This is a genomic window from Snodgrassella sp. ESL0253 (assembly GCF_013344965.1).
GTDB classification, from domain to species: Bacteria; Pseudomonadota; Gammaproteobacteria; order Burkholderiales; family Neisseriaceae; genus Snodgrassella; species Snodgrassella alvi_B.
On record NZ_JAAEDQ010000001.1, the window covers coordinates 323,963 to 344,568 of the forward strand.

The window sequence follows — 20,606 nt, forward strand, 5'->3', positions numbered from 1 at the left end:
ATTACAATAATTGCCTTTTTGCTGCTGGGGATGGTTTGATATGAGTACACTACCTTTATTAAAAATCGGTCTGGTTTCTATTAGTGACCGGGCATCTACTGGTGTCTATGCCGATCAGGGTTTGCCGGAATTGAAAAAATGGTTGCAGCGGGCTGTATTGAATCCGCTGGAACTGGTCGAACACCTGATACCGGATGAGCAGGCTCTGATTGAAAGTACGCTGACGCAGCTAGCGGACAAGGATGCTTGCCCGCTGATTCTTACTACTGGTGGCACCGGCCCCTATCTGCGCGATGTGACACCGGAAGCAACGCTGGCAGTGGCCGACCGGGTAATTCCCGGCTTTGGCGAACTGATGCGGCAAATCAGTTTACACTTTACGCCCACAGCTATTCTGTCGCGTCAGGTAGGCGTATTGCGTGGAAATAGTCTGATTCTGAATTTACCCGGTAAACCATCTGCCATTGCCGAAACGCTGGGCGGGGTAAAGGATGAGCACGGTAAAACGCTAATTCCGGGGATTTTTGCTTCGATACCGATTGCGGTGGATGCCGTTGGCGGCCCGTTGATTCAAACTGATGCGGATTTCTGCCCGGTGGTGTTGCCCAAGCGCTGATTCTGAGCTTTTGAAAGCTGCTAAAAACTGATTTTCAATTAACAATCTAACGTTTTCTGGTGTATTAGCGCATTATAGAAGATGATTGACTGCTTATTCTGGCTTTGGCCACACACCAGCGAGTGCATGTCATCAAGTATGTTGAAAATTTGCTTAACCTGTCGCTTGAATACGGCATAGTAGTACCAAAAGTGCCAAAACTAATGGTATGGTGGCAGATTGTTGCGTATGTGTAAGCACCTTTTGGTTTGTTACGGGAGCGGTGTAGCTGACTTAACATAAAGTAGTTACAGTCGCACAGTGGTCATGTTGGCTGCTAAAGCTGTGATTGTACTGTAGCCGCTGCGGATAATCTTTTTAGCAATAAAAAAACAGTCTGGATAGTTTCCAGACTGTTTTTTTAATACTTCTTAGATATTTTTATCCACTTCGTCCAATGTTGCTTTGGCATCACCAAAACACATTCTGACATTTTCTTCATAAAACAGCGGATTATCTACACCTGCATAGCCAGACTGCATGGAACGCTTGAAGACAATTACATTTTTGGCTTCCCAGACATGTAGTACCGGCATACCGGCAATGGGGCTGCCCGGATCGGTAACCGCTGCCGGATTAACGGTATCATTGGCACCAATCACCAATACCACATCGGTATCACTGAAATCATCATTGATTTCGTCCATTTCCAGTACCACATCATAGGGGACTTTGGCTTCTGCCAACAGTACATTCATGTGCCCGGGCAGGCGGCCGGCTACCGGATGAATGCCGAAGCGCACATTCACCCCCTGCTGGCGCAATTTGGCCGTGATACTGGCCACTGCATTCTGAGCATGTGCCACAGCCATGCCATAGCCTGGGGTAATGATAACACTATGCGCATTTTTCAATGCTTCGGCTACTTGTTCCGGCTTGGTTTCCTGCACTTCACCGGCAGGAGTATTGTCGCCACCAGCAGCTACGGGTGCTGCACCAAAGCCACCGCCAATCACTGCCAGAAACTTGCGGTTCATGGCCTGACACATAATATACGACAGGATGGCACCAGAAGAACCCACCAGTGCACCGGTAACAATCAGTAAATCATTGTCGAGCATAAAACCGGCAGCGGCAGCAGCCCAGCCTGAATAGGAGTTGAGCATGGAAATCACTACTGGCATATCCGCCCCGCCAATTGAAGCTACCAGATGGTAACCAAAGGCCAGTGCAATCAGGGTCATTACAATCAGCGCAAAGCCGGAACCATCCACACCCACAAACCACAGCATCAGCACGAAAGACAATATCAGGGCAGCCAGATTAAGCAGATGGCGATGTGGCAGTTGCAAGGGGCTGCTGGCAATTTTGCCATTCAGTTTACCCCACGCCACCAGAGAGCCGCTAAATGTGACCGCACCGATAAATACACCCAGAAAAACTTCAATCAGGTGAATGGTGAACATATCCGAATCTACATCGTGCGGGTCGATGTAGCTATTAAAGCCTACCAGTACAGCGGCCAGACCAACAAAGCTGTGCAGCATGGCAATCAGCTCCGGCATCTGGGTCATCTCTACTTTTTTAGCCTGTTGCAGTCCAACTGCGCCACCTATTACCATGGCAATAATCACCCAGCCCAATCCGTGCGCATCTTGGCTGAAAACAGTAGCAATCAGGGCGATGGCCATGCCGGCTATCCCCATATAGCAGCCGCGTCTGGCACTTTCTTGCTGCGACAGCCCGGCCAGACTCAGAATAAACAATACGGCAGCAACGATGTAGGCGGCAGTTACGATACCTTGAGACATCCTGTTTCTCCCTTACTTACGAAACATATTGAGCATACGACGGGTAACAGCAAAGCCGCCGAAGATATTGACACTGACAATGGCCACCGCAATAAAGGCTAACAACGACACAAAACCGTGTCCCTGCCCGATTTGCAGCAATGCACCCAGTACAATAATGCCGGAAATGGCATTGGTTACCGACATTAACGGCGTATGCAGGGAATGATTCACATTCCACACAACAAAGTAGCCCACGACGCAGGACAGTACAAACACCATAAAGTGGTTGAGAAAGGCCACCGGAGCTACGGCGCCAACCCATAACACCAGCATAACGGCAATAGCCGCCCAAATCATTTTTTTCTTTGCCGTATTCGTCTGTACTGCCGGCGCAGCAGTGGTGGGCGCTACGGCCTTTGGTGCCGCTTTGGGTGCGGCGGACACCTGGATTGGTGGTGGCGGATACATGCTGTTGCCTTCATGGGTCACAGTCATGTTACGGATAATCACGTCTTCAAAGTTCAGCACTAATTCGCCATCGTTATTAGGCGTGAGTAATTTAGCCAGATTCACCAGATTGGTGCCATATAATTGTGAAGACTGGCCAGCCAGCCGGTTGGCCATATCGGTATAGCCGATTATTTTCACGCCATTGGCTGTGGTAATGATTTTACCGGGCTCGGTATATTCGCAGTTACCGCCAGTTGCAGCAGCCAGATCAACGATTACCGAACCTTCGCGCATACTGTCTACCATGTCGCGGGTAATCAGTTTTGGGGCTGGTTTGCCCGGAATCGCAGCAGTAGTAATGATAATATCAACCTGTCTGGCCTGCTCGGCAAACAGTTTCATTTCTGCTTCAATGTAGGCAGCACTCATGGTTTTGGCGTAGCCGTCACCACTGCTGCTTTCTTCTTCCTGATAGTCCAGATGCAGGAAATTACCGCCCATGGACTCAATCTGATCGGCTACTTCTGGTCGGGTATCAAAAGCATTGACTACGGCACCAAGCTGGCGCGCAGTTCCAATGGCGGCCAAACCAGCCACACCGGCACCAATGACCAGTACTTCAGCCGGTGGTACTTTACCGGCAGCAGTAATCTGACCGGTAAAAAAACGGCCAAAGTTTTCCGCAGCTTCGATAACGGCGCGATAGCCACTGATATTGGCCATTGAAGACAGTGCATCCATCGCCTGCGCGCGCGAAATGCGCGGAACCATATCCATAGCCAGCACGGTGATTTTTTTCGCCTGCAACTGTTCAAGCAGTTCTGGCTGCTGTGCCGGCATAATAAAGCTAACCAGAATCGTACCTTCATTCATGGCCGCAATTTCGTCAGTATTGGGCGCGTTTACCTTAAATATCAGCGGGCACTGCCAGACGGTTGCAGCATCAGCCACGGTTGCACCGGCTTCATGATACAGCCCGTCAGACAGGCTGGCCGCTTTGCCGGCATCATGTTCAATAATAACTTCATGCCCCAATTTAATCAGCTGGGTAACGGTTTTCGGCGTAGCCGCTACTCTGGTTTCACCGGCAAGAGATTCGCGTGGAATACCTATCTTCATTCTTATTCCTTTCCGAGGAAGGTGCCGTAAAAATCAATTTTTTGACAGTAAGTGATATGCCATCAGGCCACTGGCAGGCCAGAACAGCAATATTCTATGCTGCTTTTACAACCGCTATAGTATCGAAAACAGGGCGATAAAACCGCAATGATGGCGTTATTGCTGTCTGATTTAAAAAATTTAACAATAACATCAAATTGACACAGATAAAAGTCAAATATCTGCTTCAGGAAGAATAGACAAGTACGTGATACAAAAAAGCCAGCCATCAGAAGTAATGGCTGGCTTTGGCTTAGTATTAAGTGATGTTATTTAACGTCATTCAAGGGTTTCACAACTTCATCAATCTGCTGGTTCAGACTTTCCAGCCCGTTACCAGACAGATACCATAAATCGGCACTGAGATAAACTACTTTGGTACCGGCGCGCTGCAATACTTTGTCATCAAAATAGTCATTACGCATTGGTGTTTTGCCGATGGCTTTGCTGCGGTCAACAACATAGACAATATCTGGATGGTATTGGTTGATAAACTGGCTATCCACCATTACAGGCACAGGTCTGCCATTATCACCGATAACAGGTGTAGGCAGCGCATCCGCAGCCACAGCACGTTTAATCTTCAGTTCATCAAAAATCAATGCCGGATAAGTGCCCTGATTCATCAGCATGACATGGCCGTCATTATGCAGCACCACGATGGCTTTCTGGCCTGAATGCTGTGCCAGCTCGCGGGCTGCGCTCATTTTCAAATCTAATGCTTTTAATTGCTGCTGCGCCAATACTTCCTTGCCGGCAATTTTCCCCAACCGGCGGATTTGCTTTTTCACATCTTCATAATAATGCCCATCTGCGGCATTAACTGAATAATTCAGGGTAGGAGCAATGGCACTTAAATCTTTATAGAAAGCTTCCTGACGTCCGCTGATGATAATCAGGTCTGGGCTAAGTGCCTGAATAGCGGCAATATCCGGCTCTTTCATCTGGCCTGCATTCTGTACCTGATCGTTCTGATACTGGTGTAGATAACTGGGTATACTCTGCTCTGGCACGGCAACTACTCGGTTACCGGCACGAAGTGCATCCAGAGTATCCAGTGCACCAAAATCCATCACTACAATTTTTTGTGGTGCTGCCGGCAGCTTCAATTCTTCACCTGTCTGCGCTACCTTAACCGGTGCTGTACTTTGACAGGCACTCAGCCCCAGAGCTAATGCAGATAACACAGCCATCGCCAGAATTTTCTTCATGACAAATTACCTTTTTGCGTTAAATAATGATAATAATTATTATTTATATTAAGGCAAAAGTCCAGTCTGTCGGTTGCCATTAATGGCTGTAAGCTGTAAACAGATGATTTTCAGCAGAAACTGGCAACCGGCCAAACACGGCGATGCTTTAGTGGGCACCAAATTTCAGACCAATGATACCGATAATAATTAGTGCCAGACTAATCAGGCGTATGGCACCGGCCGGTTCCCTGAAAACGATAATACCTACAATGGTTGCACCCACTGCACCAATTCCGGTCCATACCGCATAGGCTGTCCCTACCGGCAAGGAGCGCATCGACTGTGCCAGTAGCAGAAAACTGCCAACCAAAGCCACCAACGTAATAATGCTGGGCGTCAGTTTAGTGAAATTCTGTGAATATTTAAGACCAATGGCCCAGACTACTTCCAGTAATCCGGCCAGTAATAATGACAGCCAAGCCATGATTGTTCCTGTACAGGCTAATGCAGGCCGTCCTGCATGAGAATTTACCGGCCGGGTCGTCCCAGACCGGATGCATAAGCATGTGAATAACCGCATCATAGTAGGCAGACAAAGCCAGCGTCAAGCACTGAGAAACCATGATGATGCAGCAACAGACGGCATCGCGGCCATCTGGCGTGATCCTGGCAGTTGGTGGCACGTTAGGGCTTAAAGCACCACCGACTAATCATACAGGTTTATTTTTCTGTATAAATTCAATTTTATAGCCATCCGGGTCTTCCACAAACGCTATTACTGTCGTGCCATGCTGCATGGGTCCGGCTTCACGTGTTACCCGACAGCCCTTAGCGCGCACAGCATCGCAGGCAGCATAAGCATCATCTACCTCAATAGCAATATGGCCGTATCCGCTACCCAGCTCATAGGCATGGGTATCCCAGTTATAGGTTAATTCCAGCACGGTACTATTGGATTCTTCACCATAGCCGACAAAGGCCAGAGTAAAACGGCCGCCGGGAAAATCTTCGCGTCGCAGCAGTTTCATGCCTAACACATCCTGATAAAACGCCAGTGATTTATCCAGATCGCCTACGCGCAGCATAGTATGCAACATTCTCATGATTTGTTCCTTTATTCTGTTTTTGTTTGCGCCAGATTACCCAGCAGCATGGCATCGCCATAACTGAAAAAACGGTATTGTGCTGCTATGGCGTGCTGGTAAATGGCACGGATTTCATCATAACCGCTAAAAGCACTCACCAGCATCAGTAACGTTGATTTGGGCAGGTGAAAGTTGGTAATCATGCGGTCGATAACCTTAAACTGATAACCGGGGGTAATAAATATACTGGTATCTCCCTGCCCGGCCTGCAATTTTCCACTGCGCGCGGCAGATTCCAGTGCGCGTACTGCGGTGGTGCCCACTGCCCAGACTTTATTACCACGGGCATGCGCAGCTTCTATTTCTGCCACTACCGTTTCACTCACATCATACCATTCACTGTGCATATGATGCTCGGCGATATTCTCTACCCGCACCGGCTGAAAAGTACCAGCACCGACATGTAAGGTTACTTCGGCCAGATGCACGCCTTTGTCACGCAATTGTTGCAAAAGGGTATCAGTAAAATGCAAACCGGCAGTCGGTGCTGCCACCGCACCTTCATGTTTGGCATATACTGTCTGGTAACGTTCATCGTCGTCATTATCGGCCGAACGGGTAATGTATGGCGGTAAAGGCAGATGCCCGTGAGCGGCCAGCAACTCCCATACTGTCTGGCTGCCAGCAAAGTGCAGCACAAACAGCTCACCCTGACGTGCCTGCATCTGTGCATGCAGGCCACCTTCAAAAATCAGTTCTGTACCCGGTTTGGGTGATTTGGATGAACGCACATGTGCCAGCGCGGTATGCGCGTCCAGCACGCGCTCAATCAACGCCTCAATCTGCCCACCACTGGCCTTGTGGCCAAACAGGCGGGCTTTCATTACACGGGTATTGTTAAATACCAATACGTCACCGGCTGCAATATGGTCAGCCAGCCGGGTAAATTCGCTGTCTGCCGGCTGTTGTCCGGGCAGAGCAACCAGTAAACGGCTGCTACCACGCTCGGCTGGCGGATGCTGCGCAATCAGTTCTGGCGGCAAATCAAAGTCAAAATCATTAATATGCATGTACTAGTGCCTGAAAACGGCAAAAGACGTATTATATGCCTGCTGCGGTAAGCTGCGAAGCAATAGCATACTGGCCAGAGGCTAATTAGCCGGTTTCCCAGAAATCAATGTTATCTTAAGTATTTTTATAATTAATTCTGTATGTAATATTGAAATTTTATTTCAAATCATACCTTTATCCTATCTTAATTAGCACTATAACAGACCACCAAACATTAATTATTTTTAAATAATCATCACAAAAAAACGATAAGTGTTTAAAGTAACACTATGGTTTAATTCTGTTATTCATCCATTTAATACCGCTAGTAAGTATGCAACTATGGAAAGACGAAATTCAAACTAACCCAATAAGCTACCTGAACAGTAAACAAAAAACCAAAATATTATATTTAATCATTGTTTTATGCATCAGCTCTCTACTTTAAAATTGCTCATATATTATTTTATAAAGCTTGGTTATGATGAAATTACAAACATTATCTGGGGTGAAGGCAGAAAAAGCCTGGCAAGTTATCAGCCTGTTACATGTTCATGCTCTAAAGGTTTGATGTATTTTAATAATGATAAAAGCATTAATTATTAATAATGGATATTTTTATTTTCACAATAATCCTGTTGGTAAAGTTACACTAAAAGACAAACCTGATTATATCTGAGACGGAAAAATTCTAACTGAGGATGAGTTAGCAGTTAAGAATATTGAAGAAGGTTTTGTTTATCACTATGACCAAATCATAAATGATGAAATTATTATTTGATAAAAGAAAATTCGATTATTGTGCATTTATCAGCTTGCCTGACATTTATATTTCTACTCTCTCAATTCCTGTCATCATTTCAGACAAAAATTTAAGTAGTGTGCACGCAAAATAAGGCTGCCAGACTATAAACAGTACAGAAGGACATCATTTATACAGTGAAATAAATACGAAAACACTGGACATCTGCGCGCATTTTCGGCAAAAATGACGCAATTTTGCTAAAACCAATAAATCTATGAGTGCCTCTATTCTGGTTTTAAACGGCCCCAATCTTAATCTTTTGGGTGTGCGTGAACCGCATATATATGGTCATGCCACACTGGCAGACATCAACCAGAAACTGCGGGTACAGGCACAGGCAGCCGGTATGACACTGGAAACACTGCAAAGTAATGCTGAACATGTTCTGACCGAACGCATTCAGGCCGCTTTAACTGATGATACCCAGTTTATTATCATTAATCCGGGCGCGTTTACACATACCAGTGTGGCCATCCGTGATGCTTTTGCTGCTGCCGGCAAACCATTTATTGAGGTACACATTTCCAATGTACATGCCCGCGAAGCTTTCCGGCGCCATTCCTATCTGTCCGATATTGCCATGGGCGTAATCTGTGGTCTGGGCGTATATGGTTACGAAGCGGCATTACATCGGGCAATTGAATACATTCAAGAGACCAGCCGCCAACACTAATACCTATTGCGGCCAAGTCGAAACACACAAGGGTTCATAATATGGATTTACGTAAACTGAAAAAACTCATTGATTTGGTAGAAGAATCCGGTATTGCCGAAATCGAGGTTACCGAAGGTGAGGAAAAGGTACGCATTACCCGTACTACTGCGGCAACCCAGCCAATATATGCGGCGCCGATGCAGCAACAGCCTGCTATGATGGCAGCTCCTGCGGCAGCAGCCACAGAAACAACAGCAACTGCATCTGCACCGGAAGCTGCCGCCCCCGACCTGAGCAAGGCGGTAAAATCACCGATGGTGGGCACTTTTTACCGGGCAGCCAGCCCCAATTCCGCACCGTTTGTTGAAGTGGGCCAGACGGTTAATGCTGGTGATACCCTGTGTATCATTGAAGCCATGAAACTGATGAATGAAATCGAAGCTGATCACAGTGGCGTGGTGAAAGAAATTCTTATAGCTAATGGACAGCCTGTTGAATTCGGTGAACCGCTGTTTATTATTGAGTAATTCTCAATATCAGTAATATTTCCCGTTTCTTACAAGGTATTGCCTTATGTTAAAAAAAGTTCTTATTGCCAATCGTGGCGAAATTGCGCTGCGCATTCTGCGCGCCTGCCACGAGCTAGGTATTGCAACTGTAGCTGTGCATTCGGAAGCCGACAGTGATGCCTTACATGTGAAGCTGGCAGATGAATCTGTGTGCATTGGCCCGGCCAGCTCTGCCCAGAGTTATCTGAATATTCCTGCCCTGATTTCTGCAGCTGAAGTTACCGATGCGGATGCTATTCATCCCGGCTATGGTTTTCTGGCTGAAAATGATGGTTTTGCCGAACAGGTGGAACAGTCAGGTTTTATATTTATCGGTCCACGTCCAGAAACCATCCGCCATATGGGAGACAAGGTTTCTGCCAAAAAGGCCATGCAGGCTGCTGGTGTGCCGTGTGTGCCCGGTTCAGACGGTGCTTTGCCGGAAGACCCACATGAAATTGAAAAAATCGGTGCGCAAGTTGGCTATCCGGTGATTATTAAAGCTTCCGGTGGTGGTGGCGGTCGCGGTATGCGTGTGGTGGAAAAAGCTGAAGACCTGCTGGCTGCGGTAGAAATGACCCGCACCGAAGCTGGCGCAGCTTTTGGCAATCCAGCCGTGTATATGGAACGCTATCTGCAAAAACCGCGCCATATTGAAATCCAGATATTGTGTGATGAGCATGGCAATGCCATCTATCTGGGTGAACGTGACTGCTCTATGCAGCGGCGCCATCAGAAAGTAATTGAGGAAGCACCAGCGCCGTTTATCACACCAGAAGAACGGGAACGTATCGGTACGGCCTGTGTGGCTGCCTGTAAGCGCATCGGCTACCGTGGTGCAGGTACTTTCGAATTCCTGTATGAAGACGGCGAATTTTTCTTCATTGAAATGAATACCCGTGTACAGGTAGAGCATGCCATTACTGAGCTGATTACCGGTGTGGATATTGTGCAGGAGCAAATCCGTGTTGCCTCCGGCCTGCCATTATCCTATACCCAGGCTGATATCCGCTTGCAGGGACATGCTTTTGAGTGCCGGATTAATGCCGAAGATCCGTACACCTTTGTCCCCAGCCCCGGCCTGATTACCAGTTGCCACCAGCCCGGCGGTAATGGCGTGCGTATCGACAGCCACATTTATCAGGGCTATACCGTACCGCCCTACTATGACAGTATGATTGGTAAAGTCTGTACTCTCGGCCGTAACCGCGAAGAAGCCATCGCCAAAATGCGTGTAGCCCTGCGGGAACTGGCCATTACAGGCATAAAAACCAATACTAACCTGCATCGCGACATTTTTGCTGACCCGGGCTTTATTCAGGGTGGTGAAAGTATTCACTATCTTGAGCAATGGTTACAAAAACACAAAGAAGCACAAAAATAATTTACAATATGCGTACATTGCGCTTTTGTTTGCAGGCAGCCGCAGTGGCTGCCTGAAGTTTTATAGAACATCCACATACGGTAAAAAGCCATGCACTACCAACAAGTTGTTATCACAGTTACACAGGGTCAGGTTGATAAGCTCTCCGATGCACTGATTGAAAATGGCGCATTGAGCACCGCTATCGAAGACGCCAATGCCGGTAATGATAATGAGCAGCCTATTTTTGGCGAACCAGATATGCCCACCGAGCAGGTATGGCTGCAAAGCAATATTGTGGCACTATTTGATGAAAATGCCGATATTGAAGCCATCGTGTCTGCTGCTGCACGGGATTGCGCCATTGACATGCCGCATTACTATCTGGAAACCATTCCTGAGCAGGACTGGGTACGACTGACGCAATCACAGTTCGACCCCATTCAGATTTCTTCCCGCTTGTGGATAACGCCATCGTGGCATAACCAGCCAACTGAGCCGGGTGTGATTAATCTGCAACTAGACCCCGGACTGGCATTTGGTACGGGTAGCCACCCCACTACCCACTTGTGTCTGCAATGGCTGGATAAACATGTGCGTGGTGGTGAAACCCTGCTTGACTACGGCTGTGGTTCGGGCATTCTGGCAATCGCAGCACTGAAACTGGGAGTTGGCCGAGCCTGTGGTGTAGACATCGACCCGCAGGCCATACGCGCCAGTCAGGACAATGCGCTACAGAATCAGGTAGAGGCCGATTTTTTCCTGCCAGACGACCTGCCTGCCGAACAGCAGTTCGATATTGTTATCGCCAATATTCTGGCTAATCCACTGCGTCTGCTGGCGCAAATGCTGGCTGAACGTACCCGCACCGGTGGCGAGATTGTTCTATCAGGTATTCTGGCTGAACAGACGGAAGAGCTGAGTGAAATTTATCGCCAGTGGTTTGATTTGAATCCACCCATAACACTGGATGGCTGGGTATGCATTAGTGGTCGTAAAAGAGCATAATCACCCGGCACAGCCATTTGTCTAACAGCACTGATACGACACGCTAATGCGATTTAACGGCTATCCGCTTTTGACAGTACTGAATTTCCTCCTTTTTTAACTATTTTGGTTTGCTGAAATAATCATGTCTAAAACAATTACTGTTATTTGTCCCAAATGCCATGCAGAAAACACCGTAATGACACCGCCACGCGATGGAGGACGTGTTGTGTGTCGTGAGTGTCAGTACAAATTTACTGTTGTATCCAAAATCCGGAACAGTAAAAATGTTACCCCGCAGCCTGCATCCGGCAAAAACGATAATTCTGCTTCTGGCCAGCAGGTATTGAGTGCCGAGGAAGTCATGGATATGCTGAGCAACGCACTGAATCAGACCACCATCCAAAAACGCGCGCAAACGCAAATCTATACCAGTGCACCCACGCCCAAAAATACCGCAGTCATCGATAAGCGGCCGAATCTGAATACACTGTTAAATCAGGTAGCCAATAAAGTTGAAATCCGCCAGCCGGCAGTAGCCGAACCGGAACCAGAACAGTTATCTACGCCGCAGCCGCAATTGGCCAGCAGTGAATTGCTGCGTAATCCTGCTCTTACACAGGTTCCGGCAAAAGAAACACTGGCCACTACCAATACACCGGTACCTGTACCGGAGGAAAACACCACCAATATATCCATGAACAGTAATGTGAATAACCTGAATAATCTTGTTTTTACCTTACTGCCTAATGACAACCCAAATCAGGCAGATGTACCATTGCTGCTCAATGATGCTATCGAAAAAACCGATGCCATCCATGCTAAAACAGAATTCCTGCACCACCAGCAGGACAAATTATCCAAAGAATTTAACTGGACTCTGGCCACAATTGTTGCGTTAACGGTACTGATGATGCAGTTATTTTATTTAATGGCAGTAAAATGAGTATGCCTGTAGGTAATCGAGAATTTTTTCACAATAACCGCTTTATTCACGATTTTCGTCAGGCTTCTCCCTATATTCACCACCTTAACGGCAAGACTCTGGTGCTGGCCATCAGCAGTCATGTTCTGGTAAGTGACAAACTGGCGGCATTGGCAGCCGATATACTATTACTCACCAGTCTTGGCATGCGTGTGGTCATCATTCATGGTTGCAGCCAATATATTCAGGCCATAGCCGGTCGCAGCACGGCCGTTAGCATTGATGAAAATCCTGTTACCGATGAGGCTGTTCTCGAGCTGGTCAAACAGGCCAGTGGCATAGCACGTTTCAATCTGGAAGCAGCATTGTCGATGATACCGACACAGGTAATGGAACACAGTGCACCCAATGTACGCATTGCCGGTGGCAATTTTCTGCGCGCCAAACCACTAGGCGTGATTAATGGTATTGATATGTGCTACAGCGGCTGTGTACGCAAAGTGGATGCGGCCGCCATTGAGGAGCGTCTGGCACACAATCAGCTGGTATTAATCAGCCCGATTGGCCACTCACTCAGCGGCCAGTCTTACCGTTTACAGGTAAATGAAGTTGCCCAGGCTGTCGCCGAAGCGATTAGCGCAGAAAAACTGATTTTTCTGGGCACACAACAAGGCTTGCTGGATGAACAGCAGCAAACCATCAGTGAACTGAATTGTATTGAAATCCGTCAGCTTCTGGCTAAAAACATCACCGATAAACGCCAGACTGAACTGTTGCAGACTGCGGCACATGTACTCGAACATGGCGTGCAACGCGTGCACGTTCTTTCCGGCCTGCAGGACGGCAGTCTGCTACAGGAATTATTTACCCGCGAAGGCAGTGGCACCGCCATGGCCAAAGCGCCGTTCATGCGTATCCGCCCGGCTGAAAACAAGGACATCGGTGAAATTCTGCAACTGATTGCTCCATTGGAAGCTGCCGGTATTCTACTGCCGCGCGACAGTGAGTACATGGAAAACCATATCCATGAATTTTCCGTGCTGGAACAGGATTGCTACGTTTATGGCTGCGTAGCTCTGCATGTTTATCCCGAGGAAAATGCTGGTGAGCTGGCCTGCCTGATTGTTTCCCCGGATGCGCGTGCGCGCGGCTACGGCGAGCTGCTGCTGGCACATGTCATCAAACAGGCACAAGAGTTACAGCTACAAGCACTGTTTGCCCTGAGCACCCATACCGGCGACTGGTTTGTCGAACGTGGCTTCAGCAGTGCCACACTGGCGCAATTACCGGCAGAGCGGCAGCAACAGTACACCAGCAATAAACGCCGTTCGAAAATATTTCGCCGCCAACTTTGAACGCGACCAGCAAAAATCTTTTACAATCTACCCTTTTCTCTGATTGCCACTAAGGAAGACACATGAGTCATACAGTGCATTGCGTCAAACTGGGCAAAGAAGCACCCGGCTTGAAATTTCCGCCATTTCCCAATGAACTGGGTAAACGCATTTACGATAATGTATCGCAAGAAGCATGGGACGGCTGGTTACGATATCAGACCATGATTATTAATGAAAACCGCCTCAGTTTGGCCGACCCACGTGCCCGCCAGTACATTACCCAACAAATGGAAAATTACTTCTTCGGCGATGGTGCCGACCACATCAGCGGCTATACTCCGCCACAGGAATAAAATCTAATGGCTGTTCGACTGTATGCAGATGAACAGCTTTTTTTATTTGTCCAACACCTTGCTACAGCTTTTATGGTTATACAGCTCATTAAAAGTGATTTATTTCGTTACAGCGGCCGTACTGACTGGCGCACACTCATACGCCACTACTTTTGTAACCGGGGCTTTCGCTTTTCCTGCTGGCTAAGATTGGCTGCTGCACCGGGAGTCTGGCGCAAACTGGCCTACCCGATGTATGTATGGCAAAAGCGCCGCAGTGGAATCATCATCAGCCCGCGCACGCCTATTGGCTACGGGCTGTATATCGGCCATGGTGGGCCGCTGATTATTAATAGCAGTGCCCGGCTGGGTAATAATGTCAATCTTTCCCCCTATACCGTAATTGGCGCCAACAACGGGCCAGCGGCCACTATTGGTAATAATGTCTATATCGGCCCCAATTGTAATCTGATTGAAAATGTCTGCATTGGTGACAATGCCACCATTGGTGCCGGCAGTGTTGTCACCAAAAATATCCCGGCAAATGCAACTGCTGCGGGTAATTACGCCAAGGTGTTAAATTTTCAGAATCCTGGCCAGTTTATTCACAATCGCTGGCCACCAATAAAGCAACATGACCCTTGACCTATTCGTAAAACAGTGCCAAGGTTAGTAAAATAACACCAAACTGACACCCCCTTACTCATAATGACAGCCACAGGTATGTCCCATGTCCAAAATTCAGCCACACTTACTTTGCCGTGAACTTAGCCTGCTGGCATTCAATCGTCGAGTACTGGCACAGGCACAGGATACACAGGTACCCCTGCTCGAACGTTTACGTTTTTTATGCATTGTTTCTTCTAATCTGGATGAATTTTTTGAAGTTCGGATGGCATGGCTGCGCCGTACCCGTGAGCTCTCACCTCATATTCCGCTGGCCAATGGCGAACTGCCGGATACTGTCATCACCAACGTCACCAAACAGGCACATGCCATCATTGCCGAGCAATACCGCCTGTTTAATGACGAGCTGATTCCGGCCTTGCGCAGTGAAGGCATATCGTTTTATCCGCGCAGTGCATGGAGTGAGGCGCAGCGCCAGTGGGTGGCTGACTATTTCCAGCATGAACTGTTACCCATTCTTACACCCATCGGACTGGATCCATCTCACCCCTTTCCACGTTTACTCAATAAATCGCTGAATTTTGCCGTAGAGCTGGAAGGTAAAGATGCTTTCGGCCGGACTGGAGGCATGGCAATTGTTCAGGCGCCGCGTATTCTGCCACGGGTATTAAAAATGCCCAAAGAATTATGTAATGGACACGATGGTTTTGTTTTTCTGTCTTCAATTCTGCATGCCCATGTACATACCCTGTTCACAGGTATGACTGTCAAAGGCTGCTACCAGTTCCGCATTACCCGCGACAGCGATTTAAGCGTTGACGAAGAGGATTTAGAAAACCTGCGCACCGCCATTGCCGGTGAACTACAGGGACGTCAGTATGGGGATGGTGTGCGTTTGGAAGTAGCAGACAACTGTCCGGCACATGTTTACGATTTCCTGCTCAGCCATTTTCATCTGGGACGCGATGAACTGTATCGGGTGAATGGTCCGGTCAATCTGGTACGCCTGATGGCCGTACCGGATATGGTTGAACGCAATGATTTAAAATTCCCGCCATTTATTCCCGGTACGCCGGCCATGCTGAATAAAAATCGCGACCTGTTCAGTATTATCAGCCAGCGCGATATTCTGCTCTATCACCCCTATCAGTCTTTTGAACCAACAGTGCGCCTGATTCAGGAGGCAGCGGATGACCCTCAGGTTATTGCCATTAAAATGACTATCTACCGTACCGGTAGTAATTCTGATCTGGTGAAAGCGCTGATGAAAGCGGCACTGGCCGGTAAACAGGTCACAGTAGTGGTTGAACTGATGGCACGTTTTGACGAAGAAACCAATCTGAACTGGGCCAGCCAGCTTGAAACTGCTGGCGCCCACGTGGTGTATGGCGTATTCGGCTACAAAGTCCATGCCAAAATGGCGCTGATTGTGCGCCGCGAAGACGGCAAACTGAAACGCTATGCCCATGTCAGCACTGGCAACTACCATCAAGGTACCAGCCGCATCTATACCGACTTGGGACTCATGACTTGCAATCCGGACATCAGTGTTGATGTCAATACTGTGTTTATGGAAATTACTGGGCTGGGGCAACCCAATCACCTGAATAAAATAGCCCAGAGCCCGTTCACACTGCACAAAATGCTGCTCGACAGCATTAATGCTGAAATCGAACAGGCAAAAGCCGGCAAAACAGCGCGTATTATTGCCAAAATGAACGCTCTGGTCGAACCTACTATGGTGGATGCCCTGTATGCAGCCAGTCAGGCTGGCGTACAGATAGAGCTGATTGTGCGCGGTATGTGCGTACTGCGCCCGGGCGTTAAGGGACTATCGGAAAATATTCGGGTTCGTTCCATTGTCGGCCGTCTGCTGGAACATGCACGAGTATTTTATTTTGAAAATGGCGGCGACACTAAAGTATGGATATCCAGTGCCGACTGGATGGGGCGCAATCTGTTCCGCCGTGTAGAAATTTGTACACCAATTGAAACACCTGAGCTAAAACAACGTATAATCAAGGAAACGCTGATGCTCGCCTTAGCTGATAATCAGTGTGCATGGGTGATGCAGCCTGATGGCCGGTACCAGCGAGTTAAAGCGGCAGACAATGAGTCTGTATCTAATATGCAGAATATGCTGATTGAACGTTATCGCCAACAATAATGCGGTTACCAACAATCAATCTGGCCGGTCAGAATGCTGAAATAAATTTGCAGTAAGCAGTTTAGCCAGTGCCATGGCAAAAAAAGCAAGGTAATCCATCCGGATACCTTGCTTTTCGTTTATTTAACGCCCAAAACTACTGGTGGCCAGTACTGCCAAAGCCACCTTCTCCTCGGCTGCTTTGCGCAAATTCATCCACAACGGTAAAAGCCGCCTGCATCACTGGCACAATAATCATCTGCGCAATCCGTGCCAATGGTTCAATTACATATGCTTCCTGACTGCGATTCCACAGCGATACTTTTAATTCACCCTGATAATCAGAGTCAATCAGTCCCACCAGATTACCCAGCACAATACCGTGCTTATGCCCCAGACCGGAGCGCGGTAAGATTAAGGCTGCATAGCCTGGATCGGCCAGATATACGGCCAGACCGGTTGGCAACAGAAAGCTTTCTCCCGGCTGTAAAGTAACCGGTGCTTCAATACAGGCACGTAAATCCAGACCAGCCGAACCAATAGTTGCATATTGTGGTAACTGTTCCGCCATTAACGGATGCAATACCTTAATTTGTACAGATAACTCAGAAGCACTCATAAACCAACCAGTCTTTATATAATTTATAGTTAACAAATATCGGGGCAGCAAGCTCCCCGATACATAAATACAGTCTTACTTACTGCTGCGCCAGCAGTTGCGCCAGCCGGGCAACAATTGCAGTAGCTGTATCATCTTTACTCATCTGCGGCAAGGCAGTTTCCTGCTCGTCATCAAGCAGTATCACCTGATTGGTGGATTTACCCATTGCCTGACTCACCTCATTGGCCACCAGTAACGGCACGCCTTTTTTCAGCCGTTTGGCACGTGCATGCTCCAACACATGCTCACTTTCTGCGGCAAAACCCACACAGAACGGCGCATCAGCCCGGGCAGCCACAGTAGCCAGAATATCAGCATTCTCAGCAAGCTCTATCACAGGTACGGATTGACCGGCCTGTTTTTTCAGTTTCTGTTCACTGCGGTTTCTAACCTTATAATCAGCCACCGCAGCTACCGATATAAACACATCCTGCTCAGGCAATAAGCGTTGCACCGCCGCCAGCATCGCATCCGCACTGACAGCCTGTTCAGTATAAGCCAGCCCGGCGGCCAGTGCCGTCTGTACCTGCCCATACACCAGAGACACATTAGCTCCGGCAGCGCGACAGGCACGCGCCAGCGTCATCCCCATCTGCCCGCTGGAAATATTGGTAATACCGCGTACCGGGTCAATGGCTTCAAAAGTGGCTCCGGTAGTAATTAATACTCTTTTGCCCGCCAGTACAGGTGGTGTCCAGACATCAACCAGCAAATCAGCCAGCTCTGCCGCTTCCAGCATACGCCCGCTGCCGACTTCACCGCAGGCCTGTTCGCCAACAGCCGGCCCCAGTATTTTTATCTGATCCTGCTGCAATAAGGCCAGATTGCGCTGATTAGCCGGATTATTCCACATCTGCACATTCATCGCTGGTGCAACAGCAAGCGGACAGCTACGGGCAGCTGCCAATGTAGTGAGCAGATTATCTGCCATGCCTTGAGCTATTTTTGCCAGCGTATTGGCAGAAGCAGGCGCAATCAGCATCACATCTGCCTGACGGCTTAAATTGATATGTGCCATGCCATTACCACCAGATCCATCGTGTGTATCCAGCAATACCGGTTCCCCACTCAGAGCCTGAAAAGTAGTTGGGCTGATAAAATCAGTAGCTGCCTGAGTCATTACCACATTTACCTGATGCCCTGCCTTTTTCAGCAGCCGCACCAGCTCACAGCTTTTATATGCAGCAATACCACCACAAATACCCAGCAATACCTTTTTTTTCATTACCTATACCACCTATAGCCAAAATCAGCTTACAGCAGACAATCACATCAAATTCACTTTACCAACTCAGTAAAATGAAGAAAACTTTTTGATTAAATGGAAAATTTTTTGCATAATCCATTTATATTGGTAAATAGACATTCATACATATAAGTAATATGGTTCAGTTATCAGACAAAGCCAGACCTGAACGAATATAACAGACAATTATTACATGATACACTAGGCATTACTTAGTTCGCCAGACAGGCCATACTTTAAAACCCGTACCTTAGCGTGATCCTAACAAAAATTAATTCAAGTTAGAAAGCAGTACTAAATACCTGTTTACATGCAAAGTTATACACAAAGTGGAGAATTTAAATGTATTAACAGTTAAATTTCATTGCCCCACGCAAAATGCTTGCATACAATGCCCCCCCTAAAGCAGGAGCAGAATCGTTTTTGCACCGTTCTTTACACATTACAGTAAACATCCATATGCCGAGCATTGGCTGGAACGATTTTTCTGGAGTAACCTTTATCATGAGCGAAAACGCAACCACCAAGCTAGGTGCCGATCCCGCACATTACTTACAGATTAAAGACATCGTCAAAACCTATGGCGACAACTACGCCGTTGACCATGTCAATCTCACTATTAAAAAAAATGAAATTTTCGCCTTGCTTGGCAGCTCCGGTAGCGGTAAATCAACCCTGTTACGCATGCTGGCCGGTATGGAAACACCGACTCAGGGGCAAATTATCCTCGATGGTGAAGACATCACCAAACTGCAACCCTACGACCGTCCCATCAATATGATGTTTCAGAGTTATGCCCTGTTTCCTCATATGAGTGTCGAACAGAATATTGCTTTCGGCCTGAAACAGGACAAACTTCCTAAAGGCGAAATCAGCGCCCGTGTCGAAGAAATGCTGCGTCTGGTACAAATGACCAAATACGCCAAGCGTAAACCACATCAGCTTTCCGGCGGGCAGCAGCAGCGTGTTGCACTGGCGCGCAGTCTGGCCAAACGGCCGAAACTGCTGCTACTGGACGAACCACTGGGTGCACTGGATAAAAAACTGCGGCAACAAACCCAGCTCGAACTGGTTAATACACTGGAAAAAGTAGGTGCCACCTGCATCATGGTTACTCATGATCAGGAGGAAGCCATGACCATGGCCTCGCGCATAGCCATCATGTCTGACGGACAGTTGCAACAGGTAGGTACGCCTTCTGACATTTACGATTATCCTAACAGCCGCTTTACCGCTGAATTTATGGGTGAAACCAATATTCTGGCCGGTAAAGTTACAGAAGATGGTTCCGATCACACCATTATTCAGTGTCCTGACCTGCAACAGCAAGTCTATCTTGGTCATGGCATCAGCGGACCGGAAGACCAGAATATCTGGCTGTCCATTCGTCCGGAAGACATCAATATCTATCGCGAACAGCCACAGCAGGAATACAACTGGTCAGCAGGCATCGTCAAAGAAATTGCCTATCTGGGCAGCTTTGGTATTTTTCATATCCAGCTCCCTTCCGGCAAAATCATCAAAAGCCAGGTTTTATCCTCATATTGGGAACAATCCAACATTCCCATGCCCACCTGGGAAGAAAAAGTTTACATTAGCTGGCCAGACAATCAGGCCAGCCCCTTGACTCATTAACAGCCGTGGGAGCTT

At 47.9% G+C, this 20,606-nt stretch carries 19 protein-coding genes; 11 read left to right on the plus strand and 8 right to left on the minus strand.

The annotated features are described in order from the left end of the window. Window positions 1-40 precede the first annotated feature (40 nt). Window positions 41-616: a molybdopterin adenylyltransferase gene (gene mog / locus GYX26_RS01410; protein WP_174827742.1), complete on the plus strand. Its 576-nt coding sequence runs from the start codon at window positions 41-43 to the stop codon at window positions 614-616. 410 nt (window positions 617-1,026) lie between these two features. Here the strand turns inward: mog and pntB are convergent, their stop codons facing one another. The 6 genes from pntB to queA form a co-directional block, all read right to left on the minus strand. Next, window positions 1,027-2,406: a Re/Si-specific NAD(P)(+) transhydrogenase subunit beta gene (gene pntB, locus GYX26_RS01415; RefSeq protein WP_174827743.1), complete on the minus strand. Its 1,380-nt coding sequence runs from the start codon at window positions 2,404-2,406 to the stop codon at window positions 1,027-1,029. A gap of 12 nt (window positions 2,407-2,418) precedes the next feature. Continuing rightward, window positions 2,419-3,957, minus strand: a complete 1,539-nt coding sequence (locus GYX26_RS01420) for a Re/Si-specific NAD(P)(+) transhydrogenase subunit alpha (protein WP_174827744.1) — start codon at window positions 3,955-3,957, stop codon at window positions 2,419-2,421. A 308-nt stretch (window positions 3,958-4,265) separates the two neighbouring features. Further along, the gene (locus GYX26_RS01425) at window positions 4,266-5,207 is read right to left on the minus strand and encodes a siderophore ABC transporter substrate-binding protein (RefSeq protein WP_174827745.1); all 942 of its coding nucleotides are present in this window, start codon (window positions 5,205-5,207) and stop codon (window positions 4,266-4,268) included. Window positions 5,208-5,355: 148 nt separating this feature from the next. Then, a complete protein-coding gene (sugE, locus tag GYX26_RS01430; RefSeq protein ID WP_174827746.1) occupies window positions 5,356-5,673 on the minus strand; it encodes a quaternary ammonium compound efflux SMR transporter SugE in 318 nt (105 codons plus the stop codon). A gap of 226 nt (window positions 5,674-5,899) precedes the next feature. Continuing rightward, window positions 5,900-6,292, minus strand: a complete 393-nt coding sequence (gene gloA / locus GYX26_RS01435) for a lactoylglutathione lyase (protein ID WP_174827747.1) — start codon at window positions 6,290-6,292, stop codon at window positions 5,900-5,902. 11 nt (window positions 6,293-6,303) lie between these two features. Next, window positions 6,304-7,344: a tRNA preQ1(34) S-adenosylmethionine ribosyltransferase-isomerase QueA gene (gene queA / locus GYX26_RS01440; RefSeq protein WP_174827748.1), complete on the minus strand. Its 1,041-nt coding sequence runs from the start codon at window positions 7,342-7,344 to the stop codon at window positions 6,304-6,306. A gap of 999 nt (window positions 7,345-8,343) precedes the next feature. Here queA and aroQ point away from each other — a divergent pair. The 9 genes from aroQ to ppk1 all read left to right on the plus strand — a co-directional run bounded on the left by aroQ (window position 8,344) and on the right by ppk1 (window position 17,070). Beyond that, window positions 8,344-8,802 (plus strand): type II 3-dehydroquinate dehydratase, encoded by a 459-nt coding sequence (aroQ, locus tag GYX26_RS01445; protein ID WP_174827749.1) that lies wholly within the window; start codon window positions 8,344-8,346, stop codon window positions 8,800-8,802. Between the two features lie 41 nt (window positions 8,803-8,843). Then, window positions 8,844-9,311: an acetyl-CoA carboxylase biotin carboxyl carrier protein gene (gene accB, locus GYX26_RS01450; protein WP_174827750.1), complete on the plus strand. Its 468-nt coding sequence runs from the start codon at window positions 8,844-8,846 to the stop codon at window positions 9,309-9,311. 46 nt (window positions 9,312-9,357) lie between these two features. After that, on the plus strand, window positions 9,358-10,716 hold the full coding sequence (gene accC / locus GYX26_RS01455) for an acetyl-CoA carboxylase biotin carboxylase subunit (RefSeq protein WP_174827751.1): 1,359 nt from the start codon (window positions 9,358-9,360) through the stop codon (window positions 10,714-10,716). Window positions 10,717-10,806: 90 nt separating this feature from the next. Further along, the gene (prmA, locus tag GYX26_RS01460; RefSeq protein ID WP_174827752.1) at window positions 10,807-11,703 is read left to right on the plus strand and encodes a 50S ribosomal protein L11 methyltransferase; all 897 of its coding nucleotides are present in this window, start codon (window positions 10,807-10,809) and stop codon (window positions 11,701-11,703) included. A gap of 124 nt (window positions 11,704-11,827) precedes the next feature. After that, window positions 11,828-12,628, plus strand: coding sequence for a hypothetical protein (locus GYX26_RS01465; RefSeq protein WP_174827753.1), 801 nt, complete (start codon window positions 11,828-11,830; stop codon window positions 12,626-12,628). Beyond that, entirely contained in the window at window positions 12,625-13,962 is a 1,338-nt protein-coding gene (argA, locus tag GYX26_RS01470; protein ID WP_238791197.1) for an amino-acid N-acetyltransferase, read from the plus strand. The genes GYX26_RS01465 and argA overlap by 4 nt, the downstream gene beginning before the upstream one ends. A 62-nt stretch (window positions 13,963-14,024) precedes the next feature. Next, window positions 14,025-14,297 carry an oxidative damage protection protein gene (locus GYX26_RS01475; RefSeq protein WP_100114082.1) on the plus strand — a complete coding sequence of 91 codons (273 nt, stop codon included), beginning with the start codon at window positions 14,025-14,027 and terminating at the stop codon, window positions 14,295-14,297. 6 nt (window positions 14,298-14,303) lie between these two features. Then, on the plus strand, window positions 14,304-14,921 hold the full coding sequence (locus GYX26_RS01480) for a serine acetyltransferase (RefSeq protein WP_202984266.1): 618 nt from the start codon (window positions 14,304-14,306) through the stop codon (window positions 14,919-14,921). An 85-nt stretch (window positions 14,922-15,006) separates the two neighbouring features. Beyond that, complete coding sequence (gene ppk1, locus GYX26_RS01485; protein WP_174827754.1) at window positions 15,007-17,070, plus strand: polyphosphate kinase 1; 2,064 nt, start codon at window positions 15,007-15,009, stop codon at window positions 17,068-17,070. A gap of 136 nt (window positions 17,071-17,206) precedes the next feature. On the opposite strand, the gene dut is transcribed toward ppk1, so the two are convergent. Continuing rightward, window positions 17,207-17,668: a dUTP diphosphatase gene (dut, locus tag GYX26_RS01490; RefSeq protein WP_100089391.1), complete on the minus strand. Its 462-nt coding sequence runs from the start codon at window positions 17,666-17,668 to the stop codon at window positions 17,207-17,209. A gap of 79 nt (window positions 17,669-17,747) precedes the next feature. Then, window positions 17,748-18,935, minus strand: a complete 1,188-nt coding sequence (gene coaBC / locus GYX26_RS01495; protein ID WP_174827755.1) for a bifunctional phosphopantothenoylcysteine decarboxylase/phosphopantothenate--cysteine ligase CoaBC — start codon at window positions 18,933-18,935, stop codon at window positions 17,748-17,750. Between the two features lie 525 nt (window positions 18,936-19,460). Here coaBC and GYX26_RS01500 point away from each other — a divergent pair. Beyond that, complete coding sequence (locus GYX26_RS01500; protein ID WP_174827756.1) at window positions 19,461-20,591, plus strand: ABC transporter ATP-binding protein; 1,131 nt, start codon at window positions 19,461-19,463, stop codon at window positions 20,589-20,591. Window positions 20,592-20,606: the final 15 nt, after the last annotated feature.

Bases quoted from the DNA above. Each gene is read 5' to 3' on its own strand.
- mog (WP_174827742.1), top strand. From the start codon at position 41: ATGAGTACACTACCTTTATTAAAAATCGGTCTGGTTTCTATTAGTGAC.
- pntB (WP_174827743.1), bottom strand. From the start codon at position 2,406: ATGTCTCAAGGTATCGTAACTGCCGCCTACATCGTTGCTGCCGTATTG.
- GYX26_RS01420 (WP_174827744.1), bottom strand. From the start codon at position 3,957: ATGAAGATAGGTATTCCACGCGAATCTCTTGCCGGTGAAACCAGAGTA.
- GYX26_RS01425 (WP_174827745.1), bottom strand. From the start codon at position 5,207: ATGAAGAAAATTCTGGCGATGGCTGTGTTATCTGCATTAGCTCTGGGG.
- sugE (WP_174827746.1), bottom strand. From the start codon at position 5,673: ATGGCTTGGCTGTCATTATTACTGGCCGGATTACTGGAAGTAGTCTGG.
- gloA (WP_174827747.1), bottom strand. From the start codon at position 6,292: ATGAGAATGTTGCATACTATGCTGCGCGTAGGCGATCTGGATAAATCA.
- queA (WP_174827748.1), bottom strand. From the start codon at position 7,344: ATGCATATTAATGATTTTGACTTTGATTTGCCGCCAGAACTGATTGCG.
- aroQ (WP_174827749.1), top strand. From the start codon at position 8,344: ATGAGTGCCTCTATTCTGGTTTTAAACGGCCCCAATCTTAATCTTTTG.
- accB (WP_174827750.1), top strand. From the start codon at position 8,844: ATGGATTTACGTAAACTGAAAAAACTCATTGATTTGGTAGAAGAATCC.
- accC (WP_174827751.1), top strand. From the start codon at position 9,358: ATGTTAAAAAAAGTTCTTATTGCCAATCGTGGCGAAATTGCGCTGCGC.
- prmA (WP_174827752.1), top strand. From the start codon at position 10,807: ATGCACTACCAACAAGTTGTTATCACAGTTACACAGGGTCAGGTTGAT.
- GYX26_RS01465 (WP_174827753.1), top strand. From the start codon at position 11,828: ATGTCTAAAACAATTACTGTTATTTGTCCCAAATGCCATGCAGAAAAC.
- argA (WP_238791197.1), top strand. From the start codon at position 12,625: ATGAGTATGCCTGTAGGTAATCGAGAATTTTTTCACAATAACCGCTTT.
- GYX26_RS01475 (WP_100114082.1), top strand. From the start codon at position 14,025: ATGAGTCATACAGTGCATTGCGTCAAACTGGGCAAAGAAGCACCCGGC.
- GYX26_RS01480 (WP_202984266.1), top strand. From the start codon at position 14,304: ATGGCTGTTCGACTGTATGCAGATGAACAGCTTTTTTTATTTGTCCAA.
- ppk1 (WP_174827754.1), top strand. From the start codon at position 15,007: ATGTCCAAAATTCAGCCACACTTACTTTGCCGTGAACTTAGCCTGCTG.
- dut (WP_100089391.1), bottom strand. From the start codon at position 17,668: ATGAGTGCTTCTGAGTTATCTGTACAAATTAAGGTATTGCATCCGTTA.
- coaBC (WP_174827755.1), bottom strand. From the start codon at position 18,935: ATGAAAAAAAAGGTATTGCTGGGTATTTGTGGTGGTATTGCTGCATAT.
- GYX26_RS01500 (WP_174827756.1), top strand. From the start codon at position 19,461: ATGAGCGAAAACGCAACCACCAAGCTAGGTGCCGATCCCGCACATTAC.